Annotated in this window: 10 protein-coding genes; 5 read left to right on the forward strand and 5 right to left on the reverse strand. The window is 37.2% G+C overall.

What is annotated here, in order from left to right; all coding sequences use genetic code 11:
• The first annotated feature begins 110 nt into the window (after positions 1-110).
• The 4 genes from VB264_RS10745 to VB264_RS10760 all read left to right on the forward strand — a co-directional run bounded on the left by VB264_RS10745 (position 111) and on the right by VB264_RS10760 (position 7,090).
• Positions 111-2,858, forward strand: coding sequence for a 2-oxoglutarate dehydrogenase E1 component (locus tag VB264_RS10745; RefSeq protein ID WP_323249224.1), 2,748 nt, complete (start codon positions 111-113; stop codon positions 2,856-2,858).
• 215 nt (positions 2,859-3,073) lie between these two features.
• A complete protein-coding gene (odhB, locus tag VB264_RS10750) occupies positions 3,074-4,624 on the forward strand; it encodes a 2-oxoglutarate dehydrogenase complex dihydrolipoyllysine-residue succinyltransferase (RefSeq protein ID WP_323249225.1) in 1,551 nt (516 codons plus the stop codon).
• A 184-nt stretch (positions 4,625-4,808) separates the two neighbouring features.
• Positions 4,809-6,209, forward strand: a complete 1,401-nt coding sequence (gene lpdA / locus VB264_RS10755; protein ID WP_323249227.1) for a dihydrolipoyl dehydrogenase — start codon at positions 4,809-4,811, stop codon at positions 6,207-6,209.
• Between the two features lie 89 nt (positions 6,210-6,298).
• Positions 6,299-7,090, forward strand: a complete 792-nt coding sequence (locus tag VB264_RS10760) for a hypothetical protein (RefSeq protein ID WP_323249229.1) — start codon at positions 6,299-6,301, stop codon at positions 7,088-7,090.
• A 227-nt stretch (positions 7,091-7,317) separates the two neighbouring features.
• Here VB264_RS10760 and VB264_RS10765 read toward each other — a convergent pair whose 3' ends face one another.
• The 5 genes from VB264_RS10765 to rsmA are packed head-to-tail and all read right to left on the reverse strand — an operon-like array spanning position 7,318 to position 10,643.
• Positions 7,318-7,644 carry a nucleotide pyrophosphohydrolase gene (locus tag VB264_RS10765; RefSeq protein ID WP_323249230.1) on the reverse strand — a complete coding sequence of 109 codons (327 nt, stop codon included), beginning with the start codon at positions 7,642-7,644 and terminating at the stop codon, positions 7,318-7,320.
• The gene (locus tag VB264_RS10770) at positions 7,641-7,961 is read right to left on the reverse strand and encodes a hypothetical protein (RefSeq protein WP_309912222.1); all 321 of its coding nucleotides are present in this window, start codon (positions 7,959-7,961) and stop codon (positions 7,641-7,643) included. Before VB264_RS10770 ends, VB264_RS10765 begins: the two co-directional genes overlap by 4 nt.
• Positions 7,962-7,971: 10 nt before the next feature.
• Entirely contained in the window at positions 7,972-8,424 is a 453-nt protein-coding gene (gene dtd / locus VB264_RS10775; RefSeq protein ID WP_309912221.1) for a D-aminoacyl-tRNA deacylase, read from the reverse strand.
• 3 nt (positions 8,425-8,427) lie between these two features.
• Positions 8,428-9,810 (reverse strand): magnesium transporter, encoded by a 1,383-nt coding sequence (gene mgtE, locus VB264_RS10780; protein ID WP_323249232.1) that lies wholly within the window; start codon positions 9,808-9,810, stop codon positions 8,428-8,430.
• Positions 9,811-9,860: 50 nt separating this feature from the next.
• Complete coding sequence (rsmA, locus tag VB264_RS10785; protein WP_309912217.1) at positions 9,861-10,643, reverse strand: 16S rRNA (adenine(1518)-N(6)/adenine(1519)-N(6))-dimethyltransferase RsmA; 783 nt, start codon at positions 10,641-10,643, stop codon at positions 9,861-9,863.
• A gap of 307 nt (positions 10,644-10,950) precedes the next feature.
• Between rsmA and VB264_RS10790 the strand changes: the two genes are divergently transcribed.
• Positions 10,951-14,337, forward strand: coding sequence for a PAS domain S-box protein (locus tag VB264_RS10790; RefSeq protein WP_323249234.1), 3,387 nt, complete (start codon positions 10,951-10,953; stop codon positions 14,335-14,337).
• Positions 14,338-14,378: the final 41 nt, after the last annotated feature.

Raw genomic sequence — 14,378 nt, forward strand, 5'->3', positions numbered from 1 at the left:
AATTTTTATGTTTTAATTTGAAAGCTTAGCTTAACTTTGCCGTTAGAATAGAATAAGAACAAAAAAGAAACAAATAACGATAGTCCCAATTCTGGTTACGTCACATTATAATGGATCAATTTTCATACATTGCCAATGCTGATACGGCAGCGATTTCTGACCTTTATGAGTCATATTCAAAAGACCCTAATTCGGTAGATACAAGTTGGCAAAACTTTTTCAAAGGTTTTGATTTTCACGCAAATTGGAGTGACTCTGAAGGAGTGTCCAATGGTATAAAAAGTGAAGGCATTTCTTCGCCTGATACTTCAAACGTTCAGAAAGAAATGGCTGTAATTAGTTTAATTAAAGCCTTTCGTTCTCGTGGACACCTTCTAGCAAAAACCAATCCGATTCGTAATCGAAAAAACCGTCAGCCCCGTTTAGATTTGAAAGATTATTCTCTTTCAGAAGCTGATTTAGATACTAATTTTCAAGCTGGAAATTTCTTAGGCATTGGTGCTGTTTCTTTACGTAAGATACTAGAATCGCTTAATAAGATTTATGCAGGCTCTATCGGTTTTGAATATGCATATATCCGTGAGCCAGAAGTGAAAGAATGGTTACGTGCTAAAATCGAAAGAGAAGCCTTATCGTTCAATCCTTCTATTGATGAAAAGAAACAAATCTTAACAAAACTGAACGAAGCAGTAGTTTTCGAGAACTTCCTGGGAACCAAATACTTAGGTCAAAAACGTTTTGGTTTGGAAGGTGGTGAAAGTACGATTCCTGCATTGGATGCTATCATCAACCGTTCAGCAGAATTAGGCGTGAAAGAAGCCATGATAGGTATGGCACACCGTGGTCGTTTGAATGTGCTTGCCAACATCATGCACAAGTCTTACGATGCTATTTTTGATGGTTTTGAAGGTAATCTTCCTGACCAAATTCATGGCGATGGTGACGTGAAATATCACTTAGGATATTCTTCAAAACATATTTCTCCGTCGGGTGTTGAAATTTCGTTGAAATTAGCACCTAACCCTTCACACCTTGAGGCTGTAAATCCTTTGGTAGAAGGTTTTTGTCGTGCTAGAGCGGATGCTCACTACGAAGGAGATTACGATAAAATTTTGCCAATTTTGATTCATGGTGATGCCGCCGTAGCTGGTCAAGGTATTGTTTATGAAGTAACACAAATGGCAAAACTAAAAGGTTACGAAGTAGGTGGAACTATCCACTTTGTGATTAATAACCAAGTAGGGTTTACAACTGACTTTGAAGATGCTCGTTCGTCAATCTATTGTACAGACGTTGCAAAAATCATTGATGCGCCAGTATTCCACGTAAATGGTGATGACCCTGAAGCAGTAGTTTTTGTGTCTAAAATGGCAGCCGAGTTCCGTCAGCAATTCAACCGTGATGTGTTTATTGATATGGTTTGTTACCGTAGAAATGGTCACAACGAATCTGACGAACCTCGCTTTACGCAGCCAACGCTTTATGCAAATATTACGAATCACTTAAATCCAAGAGAGTTATATACTCAGAAATTGATTACTAGGGGTGATATCGATGCAAAATTGGCTTCAGAGATGGATTCTGAGTTCAAGAGTGAATTACAAGCTCGTTTGGATTTAGTAAAACAAAAAATTCGTCCTGAATACCATCCTTTAAAATTGGATAACCGTTGGGCTGAATTGCGTTATGCTAATCTAGCAGATTTTGATAATTCTCCGAAAACAAGTATTTCAAAAGAAGCTATCGATAAAATTGCTGCATCGCTTTCAAAATTGCCTGCTGGTTTTACTGCCTTAAAGCAAATTGAAAAAGTATTATCAGATAGAAAAGGATTCTTTGAAAATGGTTTATTGAACTGGGCAACTGCTGAAGCGTTGGCTTATGGTTCATTATTGTTGGAAGGCAAACCCGTAAGAGTATCAGGACAAGATGTACAGCGCGGAACGTTCTCGCACCGTCATGCTGTTTTACATGATGCCAATACGAACGAATCATATACTTCTTTAAATTATATTGAAGAAGGACAAGAGCAATTACAAATCTTCAACTCATTATTATCAGAATATGCAGTATTGGGTTTTGAGTTTGGTTATGCTTTAGCAAACGCTGATACATTGGTTATTTGGGAAGCACAGTTTGGTGATTTCTCAAACGGCGCCCAAACAATGATTGACCAATTTATTGCTTCTTGTGAGTCTAAATGGGGAACAATGAATGGTTTGGTCATGCAGTTACCACACGGTTATGAAGGTCAAGGGCCTGAGCACTCAAATGCTCGTCCAGAAAGGTATTTACAATTAGCAGCCGAAGAGAATATAGTAGTAACAAACCTTACTACGCCAGCTAACCTTTTCCATGCTTTGCGTCGTCAATTAGCTTGGGAATTCCGTAAGCCATTAGTGATGATGTCTCCAAAATCATTGTTCCGTCATCCAAAAGTAGTTTCACCAATCAGTGATTTTACAGATGGAAAATTTGAAGAAGTTTATGGAGATACTTTTGTAGAAGCAAAAAAAGTGAAGAAAGTATTGCTTTGTAGCGGTAAAGTTTATTTTGATTTGTTAGACAAACAAGCTAAAGATAACCGTACTGATGTAGCCATCATTCGTGTAGAGCAACTACAGCCATTCCCTATTGGAAAAGTTCAGGCAGAGATAGATAAATATCCTAAAGCAAAAGTGTACTGGGTACAAGAAGAACCAGAAAACATGGGATATTGGTCATTCGTCATTCGTGAATTTGGCTGGAAACCATTTGAAGGATTAGTAGCACGTAAAAAATCAGCTTCGCCTGCAACAGGTTTCTTAAAAGTTCATAATGAAGAACAAGCTGCACTAATAGAAAGAGCATTCGCGTAAAAATAAATTTGTTGGTTACTCATGCTTGAATGGGTAACCAACTTTTATTAATTCATAGGGTTACCAGTGTTTTAGATTAAACAAGTTTTAGAGACAACGCTTGTAATTCATCAATCAACTTAAATTATAGTAACTAAGTATTTTAATCATATAGTTTTGGTTTTTAGAGATATCATCAATTCTAAAATCTAAATTCTAAATTATAAATTCAGAATATGGCAATTGAAATGAAAGTACCGCCAGTAGGCGAGTCAATAACAGAGGTAACTATCGCCGCTTGGAATAAAAAAGACGGAGATACTGTTAAAATGGATGAAGTTTTGTGTGAACTAGAATCAGACAAAGCCACTTTTGAACTCCCAGCCGAAGCTGAAGGCGTCTTGAAAATCGTTGCTAAAGAAGGTGATACTTTACCGATTGGTGCTGTTATATGTATTATTGAAACAGTAGGTGGTCAAACTGCTGCTACTCCAGCCGCACCTGCTCCAACTACTGAAGCACCTGCTACACCAGCGGCAGCGCCAGCAGCTAGTACAGAAGCTCCAAAAACGATTGAGATTAAAGTTCCTTCTGTCGGAGAATCAATTACAGAAGTAACGGTTTCTTCATGGAACAAAAAAGAAGGAGATTCAGTAAACATGGACGAAGTATTATGTGAACTAGAATCAGATAAAGCAACTTTTGAACTTCCTGCTGAAGCAACAGGAACATTACATATTGTAGCCGAAGCAGGTACTACCTTGCCAATCGGTGGAATAGTAGCCACTATCACTATAGGTGCTGGTCAGGCTGTAGCGGCTTCTGCACCAGCGGCAGCCCCTGCTGCTCCAGAAGCACCAGCTTCAAGTGCATCAACTACTAGCTATGCAGCAGGTCATGCTTCGCCAGCGGCAGCTAAAGCATTAGCAGAAAAAGGTATCGACCCAGCAAATGTTCAAGGTTCTGGTGTAGGTGGTCGTATTACGAAAGAAGATGCACAATCAGCACAAAAACCAGTAGCTGCGCCAACGCCAGCTCCTGCTAAAGCAGCTGAGCCAGCTCCAGTGGCAGCTCCATCAACATCAGGTAGAGGAGAAAGAACGGAGAAAATGACTTCTTTGCGTAAGACAGTGGCTCGTCGTTTGGTTCAAGTGAAAAACGAAACTGCGATGTTAACTACTTTCAACGAAGTAGACATGAAACCAATCATGGATCTTCGTGGAAAATACAAAGACAAATTCAAAGAGAAACACGGTGTTGGTTTAGGCTTTATGTCATTCTTTACCAAAGCCGTTTGTGTAGCTTTAAAAGAATTTCCAGCAGTGAATGCTTCAATTGATGGCGATTCAATTGTTTACCATGATTTTTGTGATATTTCAATTGCAGTTTCTGCACCAAAAGGTTTAGTGGTGCCAGTTATCAGAAATGCTGAGCAACTATCTTTAGCAGGTATTGAATCAGAAGTAATTCGCCTAGCGCTAAAAGCAAGAGATAATAAATTGACTTTACCAGAAATGACTGGTGGAACGTTTACTATCACTAATGGTGGTGTATTTGGTTCGATGTTATCAACGCCAATTATCAATGCTCCTCAATCAGCTATTTTAGGGATGCACAATATCGTAGAACGTGCCGTTGTAGTGGGTGGACAGATTGTAGTTCGTCCGATTATGTACATTGCCCTTTCTTATGACCACAGAATTATCGACGGTAGAGAATCAGTTTCATTCTTAGTAAGAGTAAAACAGCTTCTTGAAGACCCAACACGTCTATTGTTAGATGTATAAATAAAAGGCTGATGGCTTTCAGCAATCGGCAATCAGAACGGATAGCTAAAAATTCCTTAGAAAATAAGGAGTTTTTAGCTATCTTTTTATGAAAGAAAAATAAGAGTCCCCATTTTATAATAAAGTAAATCAACTTATAACTTGATGGTCGTCAGTTAACCACTGAATGCCAAAAGCTAATAATATGCAATACGACGTAATAGTAATCGGTTCTGGGCCGGGTGGCTATGTAGCTGCAATCCGTGCCGCACAATTAGGCAACAAAACTGCCATCATTGAGAAATATTCAGTTTTGGGAGGTACTTGCCTTAATGTAGGTTGTATTCCTTCAAAAGCTCTTTTAGATTCTTCTGAGCATTTTCATAATGCTGCTCATACTTTTGCTGACCACGGTATCGAAATCTCTGCTCCGAAAATTAATATCGAGCAAATGATTAACCGTAAGGCAGGGGTTGTAAAGAAAATGAACGACGGGATTAATTTCTTGATGAAGAAAAACAAGATTACTGTTCATAATGGCTTAGGTTCATTCATTGATAAAAATACTATTAATGTTGCTAAGGCTGACGGTACTTCTGAACAGATTACGGGTAAAAATATTATCATTGCTACGGGTTCTAAACCAACGGCATTGCCTTTTATTCCTATTGATAAAAAGAGAGTAATTACTTCAACAGAAGCCTTGAACTTACAAGAAGTTCCAAAACATCTTGTAGTAATTGGTGCTGGGGTAATTGGTGCAGAGTTAGGTTCTGTGTATGCTCGCTTGGGTGCTAAAGTAAGTTTTGTTGAATTTGCTGATTCGATGATTCCTACGATGGATAAAACGATGGGTAAAGAATTACAAAAATCGATTAAGAAATTAGGTGCTGAGTATTATTTCTCTCATAAAGTTACGAGTGTTGTAAACAATGGAGACGATGTAACGGTAACAGCTAAAAATAGTAAAGACGAAGACGTACAAATTACAGGCGACTATGTGTTGGTTTGTATCGGTCGCCGTCCATATACAGATGGCTTGAATCTTGAAGCAGCAGGTTTAACAACTGAGCGTGGTAAGATTGAAGTTGATGAGCATACTTTGCAAACAAAAGTACCAGGAATCTATGCGATTGGTGATGTGATTCGTGGAGCAATGTTGGCACACAAAGCGGAAGAAGAAGGTGTTTTTGTAGCAGAGACTATTGCAGGACAAAAACCACACATCAACTATAATTTGATTCCAGGCGTAGTTTATACTTGGCCAGAAGTAGCTTCTGTAGGTAAAACTGAAGAAGAATTGAAAACGGCTGGAAAGGCTTATAAAGTGGGTTCATTCCCATTCAAAGCGTTAGGTCGTGCTACGGCATCTGGTGATACTGACGGCTTAGTGAAAGTATTAGCTGACAAAGCTACTGACGAAATATTAGGCGTACACATCATTGGTGCAAGAGCAGCAGATATGATTGCCGAGGCAGTAGTAGCCATGGAATATCGTGCTAGTGCAGAAGACGTAGCGAGAATGTCTCATTCACACCCAACTTATACTGAGGCGATGAAAGAAGCTTGTTTAGCCGCTACTGAAAACCGTGCAATTCATTCTTAATCTAAGAATAAATGATAAAAATCAAAGGCTTGGAGGGTTGTCCCTCCAAGCCTTTTTTATTAGCTTTGGGAAATAAACCAATAATAATCATGGAAAAACCGTTTGTAAGTTTTTTTACTTTAGTGAGAATTTCAATAATTTTTATTTCAGTGGTGTGTCTGAATGGCTGTAGCCAAAAGAAAAACGAGGATAGTAAGATAGATTCGAGTACAAATGCTAAGCGACATTCAAAAATTATTGCAAGACCAGATACCATTCAAGAATTATATTTAGAGGATATTTTAGCTTGTATGAATTTTGAGGGACTTACTAAAAAGTATGGGGCAGAGAATGTCAAGAAAGACGTAATCGTAGAAACTGGCGAAGGACAGTTTAAAATAACAAAGCTTTATCCTGATACTGAAAAAGAAGTAGAAGTTTATTGGAAAGACGGCAAGGAATATCAGCAGATTCAGGATGTAATGATACGAGTGCGTTATACCAAAGATGAGAAAACAGATTTTAGCTCGCCTTGGAGCTCGAAAAATGATATTCATTTAGGCATGAAACTAGCTGAAATTGTACAGTTAAATGGCAAAACGTTTACAATTACTGGCTTTGGATGGGATTTAGGAGGAAGCGTAGTAAGTTGGGAAGGAGGAAAGCTCGCTGGTAAAAATATCAATGTTCGCTTTAATGATTTTTCAGATGATAATGGAGGATTGACACCGCAAGAATTTAATGCTATTTCAGGCGAGATGGAATTTGATGTTTTACATTCGTCTATCACCAAGTTGAACCCTTCTGTTGACCAAATTTCTGTTTTTATTAAACCAGCAATCACAAAAGACCAAGGACAAAAAATGGTAAAAGAAGTAGAAGCTAAGCAGATGAAGAAGTAGCTTTTTATGGACTAAAGGATTTTAAGACTAAAGGACTTGAAGAAGAAGATTTTAGATGAAAATTAATAGAATATTGATAAATGTAGCGGTATAACCCTTGCGGTTACCGTTTTTGTTTGGAGGCTGAGAACTTCAAGCCCTTCAACCTTTTATTCCAAAATCCTTTGGTCTAAAAATCTCTTAGTTTTCAATTCTTTAAGTCCTATAGTCCTCAAACCCTTTAGTCCCTATTTAAGCTTCTCATTCTCCAAATGCCTAGTAGCATCACGGTTTGTTTTCTTGTCTAGGTTTTTTTGTAAAGCTTCTGTCAAATTGATACCTGTTTGATTCGCAAGGCATATCAACACGAACAATACATCTGCCATTTCATCCCCTAAATCTTTAGCTTTGTCTGATTCCTTTTCAGACTGTTCTCCATATCTTCGAGCAATTATTCTTGCTACTTCGCCTACCTCTTCGGTAAGCATTGCCATATTGGTCAGTTCATTGAAATAACGAACGCCAATGGTTTTTATCCAATTATCAACCGTGCTTTGTGCTTCTTCGATAGTCATTTTTGATGCAGTGTTTTACTGAAAAAACTACCCATAAAACCACCAAACAAACAAGGAAGTGGTGAAATATAAGTAGAGAATTGATTGATATTAGGAAACTTTGCTTCTATTCCTAAAAACTGAGCAAGATAAAAACCAGCAAAAATTCCGACTATTAATTGAATCGCCGAAATCCAACCTTTTTTGGGTTCTAAGTAACCAATTACTAAAGCCGAAAGTAGGATAACAAAAAGAGGCCAATGTACTACATCAGCATTCAGGTTTACTGCTATAATCACCAAAGTGGCAGCAATCGTTACAATAGTATTGCGTATCATTTTAAAAAGACTAAATTTTATGCTTGGAATCTATCACAATTGTAACAGGACCATCATTGATAAGTGATACTTTCATATCTGCCCCAAATTCGCCTGTTTGTATATTCTTACCCAAATCTTTGGATAATTGTTGTATCATTTGTTCGTACAAAGGGATAGCAACTTCTGGGCGAGCAGCCTCTATAAAACTCGGTCTGTTGCCCTTTTTAGTACTAGCGTGTAATGTAAATTGACTAATGAGTAAAATATCACCATTTATAGTATTGAGGTCAAGATTCATTTTCCCTTCTTCATCAGAGAAAATTCTCATGCCAACAATTTTCTTAGAAAGCCATTCTACGTCTTCCAAAGTATCTGCATGAGTAATCCCTAATAATATCAAAAAGCCAGTTTGGATACTCCCTTTTATATTCCCCTCTATTTTTACCGAAGCCTCAGCAACTCTTTGTATAACTGCAATCATAATCTACATCAATATATATACAATCAATAAATATACACCATAGCCCAGTAAATCGTTTGTTGTGGTAATAAAAGGCCCCGAGGCTATAGCAGGATTAATGTTGAATTTATTTAAAACTAATGGGGTTATAGTACCCATGAATGAAGCTAACAATACCACAGAAAATATAGAGAGCGATACCGTTATAGATAACTGAACATTAACACTATCAACAATTAGGGAACCAAAGAACGCAAAAATACCAGCAATGATAGCATTGAAAAAAGCTACTTTTAATACCTTCAAGAGTCGTTCGCCAAGAGAGACATCTATACCAGATTTATCAGCCAAACTTTGTACAATGATTGAAGACGATTGAACACCTACATTTCCACCTGTTGAGCCAATTAACGGAATGAAAAAAGCTACTGCTGGAATTTTTGATAATAAATCTTCAAAATTATGAATTAATCTTGCTGCAAAGAAACTCCCAACCATTCCCCCAAGCAACCATGGCAAACGTGAACGAACCAAACGCCAAACGCTATCGTCTTCTTCTACGTCTTCCGAGATACCAGTCATCGCTTGAACATCCTCTTGAGCAGACTCCGTAATAAAATCGACCACGTCATCAATGGTAATTCTTCCTAACAAACGTCCTTGAATATTTACCACTGGCACAGCATCCAAATCGTATTTCTGCATTACATCGGCAACCTCTTCGCCTTTAGCCGTGGTTTTTACAGAAACAATATCTTCATCATATATATCCGATACTTTGGCTCCTCTTTTAGCAAGAATTATTCTTTTTAAAGATACTCTGCCTAATAGAATACTTTCATCATCAACCACATAGACGGCAGATACGTTTTCTACATCCTCGGCTTGTCTTCTTATTTCTTCAATACATTCAGTGATAGACTGCTTTATGTTGATTTTGATTAACTCTTTTTGCATCAAACCACCCGCTGAATCTTCGTCATAGTGCATCAAATCGTTCACAAAACGAGCTTGCTCTCTGTCTTTCAACAAACCGATAATATCTTCAGAAATATCTTTAGGTTGTTCGTTCAGAATATCAACGGCGTCATCTGAATCCAACACGTCAATGTATTCCGCAATTTCCTTTGCTGTAAAATTCTTGAGGAATTTCTTGCGATCATCAGCATCAAGATTAGTGATGATTTCAGCACCTAATTTTTTGTCTAATAACTTTACTAAATAATGAGACTCTTCACCGTTCAACTCATACAAAATATTCGTTATATCTGCTGGATATAACTCTCCCATTTCAGCGATGATTAACTCATTTTCTTGCACTGATATGGCAGTCTGTATTTTTTCTAAGTATTCCTTTGTGAGTTCAAAGGGAGTAAGTTCAAAAGGTTGTTGATTTGTCGATTCCATGATTTTGTAGCCCCAGCAATTATGTGGATGGACTAAATAGTTAGAGGATTTTACTCAATAATCGGAGCATTATCTTCGGCTAGCCGAGTTAGTTCAAGAAAATCGGCTACAGATAATTGCTCTGCACGTTTATTTAAAAACGGATTTTCAGGTAATTGTAAGGCTCTCAAGGCATTTCTTAGTGTTTTACGACGCTGATTAAACCCCATTTTTACAATAGCCTTAAATTTACTTTCGGATACGCCCAAATCCGATACATTATTTCTTTTTAGTCGAATTACGCCAGAATTTACTTTTGGGGGTGGTGAAAATACTTCAGGTCCCAACGAAAAGCAGTATTCAATATCATAAAATGCCTGTAAGAGGACACTCAAAATACCATAATCTTTATTGCCAGGCTTTGAAGCAATCCTTACAGCTACTTCTTTCTGAAACATACCAGCGATTTCTGGTACATAATCTTTATAGTCGAGGACTTTAAATAAAATCTGTGAAGAAATATTATATGGAAAATTGCCCACAATGCCGAATTTTTGACCATTGAAGAAGGTCGATAAATCCTGATGTAAAAAATCGGCTGAATGGATTCTTCCCTTCAATTGTGGATAATGTATATTGAGGTATTCGACCGACTCACGGTCTAGTTCAACTACCGAAGTTTGATATTCTGTATGTTGTAATAAAAATTGAGTAAGTACGCCCATTCCTGGTCCAATTTCCATCACTTGGTCGTAGCCCCCATGAAGTGACATCAGCTCTACAATTTTTCTTGCTGCCTCTAAATCTCTTAGAAAATGTTGTCCTAGACTTTTTTTAGCTCTTACGTCTTTCAATGATTCTGTCGTTGGTTTTTGGATGTTAAATAATGAAGCTGTTTAAACTTTCCGTTTCTAAGGTGAAAGTATTGTATTTTTGAATTGATTTTTTCAAAATTTGCGAAGCATAGCATCGCTACGTCGAGTAAATTTTGGAACAAGCTATTCTAAAAGACTTAGTTTAACCCGAAAGGGAAAGTTTAAACAGCTTCAATGTCAAAAAGACTAATGAATTGCTTTTATTCCTTAAAATTACGCCGTTTTTTGTACTTTTAAGATAAAATTTCGTTAAAATCGAAAAGGAAAATAACCAAGAACAAAAGCTATGCGTTGGTCTCATAAAACAAAAGAAGAATTAATCATAGAAATTCGTCACCTCAAAAAAGAATTAAGAGTATTAGAAGCCAATGAAAGAGCAGGCGAAATGCCGCCCTCAATGGCTGCTGAATTAGAAAAGGCTGTAGAGAATCTTAATTTAGTAGGGATGGTGCTGGAGGATAACGGTACGATATTATACTGTAATGCCTTTTCAATGAGGATGTTAGGGTATCAGCCAGATGAATTGATTGGAAAAAACTTTTTTGATGTATTGGTACCAAGTGAAGAGAAGGTGCAAAGGATAACCTCTTTTCAAGATGCCATGGAAAAAGGAGGATTGTTTGACCAAAAAGAAAGAACGATGCTTGCAAAGAGTGGGCAAGTAAAATACGTTGAACTGAATTCTACCATTTTCAATGATGCGGGCGATGATACAAGATATTTAACAATTATAGGTGAAGATGTTACCGAACGCAGAAAAGTAGCCGAAGCCTTAGCACGTTCGAATGCTCAATTGCAGGATTTAATTACGAATACTACCGACGTAATTCAAATCACGAGTATTTCAGGGCGATTTTTGTATGTAAATAAGTCATGGTTAGAAACCATGGGCTATGAGTCGAACGAATTAGCTGCTTTAAGGCTAAAAGATATTCTTCATCCAGATTTTGCCAAAGATGCCCTTGAGAAATTTGAGAAGGTGAAAAATGGTGTCAATATCCCTGATTTTGAGGTAGTTTTTAGAAGAAAAGATGGTCGCCGACTTTATTTAGCAGGTTCGGTTAACTGTCGTTTTGAGAAAGACGTACCTACTGCTTTTCGCTGTATTTTTCATAATTCAACGGCTAAAGTAAGGGCTGAGCGAGCATCAAAGCTATATGCAAGTATTGCACAGGCAACGATTCGTTCTACCAATTTGGATGATTTATATGTCAATATTCATAAAGAGTTAGGAGAGGTAATTGACGTAAAAAACTTCTTTATCGCTCAATACGATTCTGCAAAATCTTTCTTGTATTTCCCTTATTATGTCGATGAATATTTTGATAATCGAGTGAATTTTACCAAACGAAAATTAGGGAATGGATTAACAGAATATGCCATTGCAGCTAATAGACCATTGATATTGAGGGATGATGACATTTTTAAGTTGGCTGAAGACAAAACAATTTATTTATATGGCGTAGTACCCAAAGTGATGATTTGCGTGCCTCTGAGAATAGGCAATAAAGTAACGGGAATCATTGGCTTAAAATCTTATGAGCGTCAGAACAAGTACGAACAAAAAGATTTGGAGTTACTAGATTTTATCTCTGGTCAGGTAGCCTTAGCTATTGCTCGTAAACAAGCAGAAGATATTTTGGCGCGTGAAACAGCCAGATTGAACGCTATTATTGAAGGTAGTTCGCACTTAATGTGGTCGGTGAATCGCAAGATGTTGTTAACGTCTTTCAATAAAGAATATTCTCAATTGATAGAAAACCAATTAAATCTAAAGCCACAATTGATGTTGAGTACCGAGAAAGTTGGTTTCAGAATGGTTTCAGCGACAGATAGGAGGGTATTAGAAGAAAAATATAAAGCCGCATTTAGAGGAGAACAACAGCATTTTGAAGTAAAGTTGGATTCGGAAGATGGTAACCCCAATTGGATAGAAATTTACCTCAATCCAATTTTCCTGAATAATGGTATGATTGAGGAGGTATCGGGGATAGGGCGAGATATAACCGATTTAAAGAAATACCAACAAGACATTGTTAAGGCAAAAGATGAAGCGGAACGTTCGTTAAAAGTAAAAGAGCGGTTTTTGGCCAATATGAGCCACGAGATTAGAACACCTATGAATGGTGTAATCGGGATGATAGACTTATTGAACGATACCGCACTAGATATAGAGCAAAAAGACTATGTTCAAACCATTAAAAAATCATCAGAAACACTCTTACATATCCTAAATGATATTTTAGATTTAGCTAAAATTGAAGCAGGGAAAATGGCTTTGCATGAAGCACCAATTGTTTTCAAAGATGTTTTTGATAGATTACAAGCACTTTTCTCACAGATTGCAGCCAATAAAGGCAATAGAATTATCTGCGAATTTGGCGATAATTTGCCAGAGTTTGTGATTGCTGATGAAACACGTCTTTTACAGATTTTGTCTAATCTTACTTCTAATGCTTTGAAATTTACCGAGAATGGAACCGTAAATATCAAGGTAAATCTGGTGCAAAAAAGAGGGAAGTTTAATAGAATACGTGTTGAGATAAAAGATTCTGGCATTGGTATTACAGAAGAAAACCTGAAAATGCTTTTCAATGCGTTTCAGCAAGTGGATAATTCTACTAAAAAATCTTTTGGTGGTACAGGCTTAGGATTAGCCATTTCAAAAGAGCTTTGTCGTTTGATGAAAGGAGAAATAGGCGTTTATTCAGACTGGGGCAAAGGTTCTACCTTTTGGTTTATCATCGAAATCAAGCAAACGGATATTAGCCCAATGATGGCTAAAAAAGACGAAGTAGCATTCCAAGTTGTAGGTCATTTTAGTGATATCACGCCTTATATTTTACTAGTAGATGATAATGCAACAAACCGAAAAGTGGCAAGCGAAATCATGCGCAAAGCTGGGTGTGAAGTAATTACAGCCGATTCGGGTAAAAAAGCCATTGCTTTGGTAGAAAAATCATTAATAGAAAAACCTTTTGACGTAATATTCATGGATATTCAGATGCCTGAAATGGATGGTGTAGAAACCACTCATCGATTAAGAGCATTATCAGATAACCTGCCACCGATTATTGCCATGACTGCTTATGCCATGCGCGAAGACCGTGACCGTTTTATGGCCAATGGGATGAATGATTATGTTCCTAAACCTATCAGGGCTGAAATATTGGTAAGAAAAGTTAGGGAATGGGTTGAAAGAGGAAACAATCACAAAAAGAATCCTATTAAAACAATTAGTACGGCAGATTCAATGAAAGCTGAGATAACCTCAGTAACAGATGATAAATCAATTGAAAAAGTAAATACTCCTGCTGAAATCTCACTAGATTCACTGCCTGTGCTTGATCAAGAAATCATCAAACAGCTTGCCAATAGTGTTGGCGGAGATATGAGCTTCGTGAGTTCTATTTTGGAAGGTTTTGAAGAAGAAGCTACCGAACAAATTCAGCTTGCTATTGAAGGCTTTCATTCAAGCAACTGCAAACAAGTTCAAAGCGAACTTCATACGTTGAAAGGTAATTCGGGAACATTGGGGGCGTCTCGTTTACACGAGATAACAAGAATTATTGAAGAAAAAGCCAAACACTGCGATTTTAGATTTTTTGAGAAGGAAATCTTGATTTTACAAGATGAGTTTGAAGCATTTAAAGAAGCATATAAGAAGTTATAAAAAAAGGTACAATGCCGTAAACATTGTACCTATAATGAGTG

This window comes from Arcicella aquatica, assembly GCF_034928825.1.
In the GTDB taxonomy this organism is placed as follows: domain Bacteria; phylum Bacteroidota; class Bacteroidia; order Cytophagales; family Spirosomataceae; genus Arcicella; species Arcicella aquatica.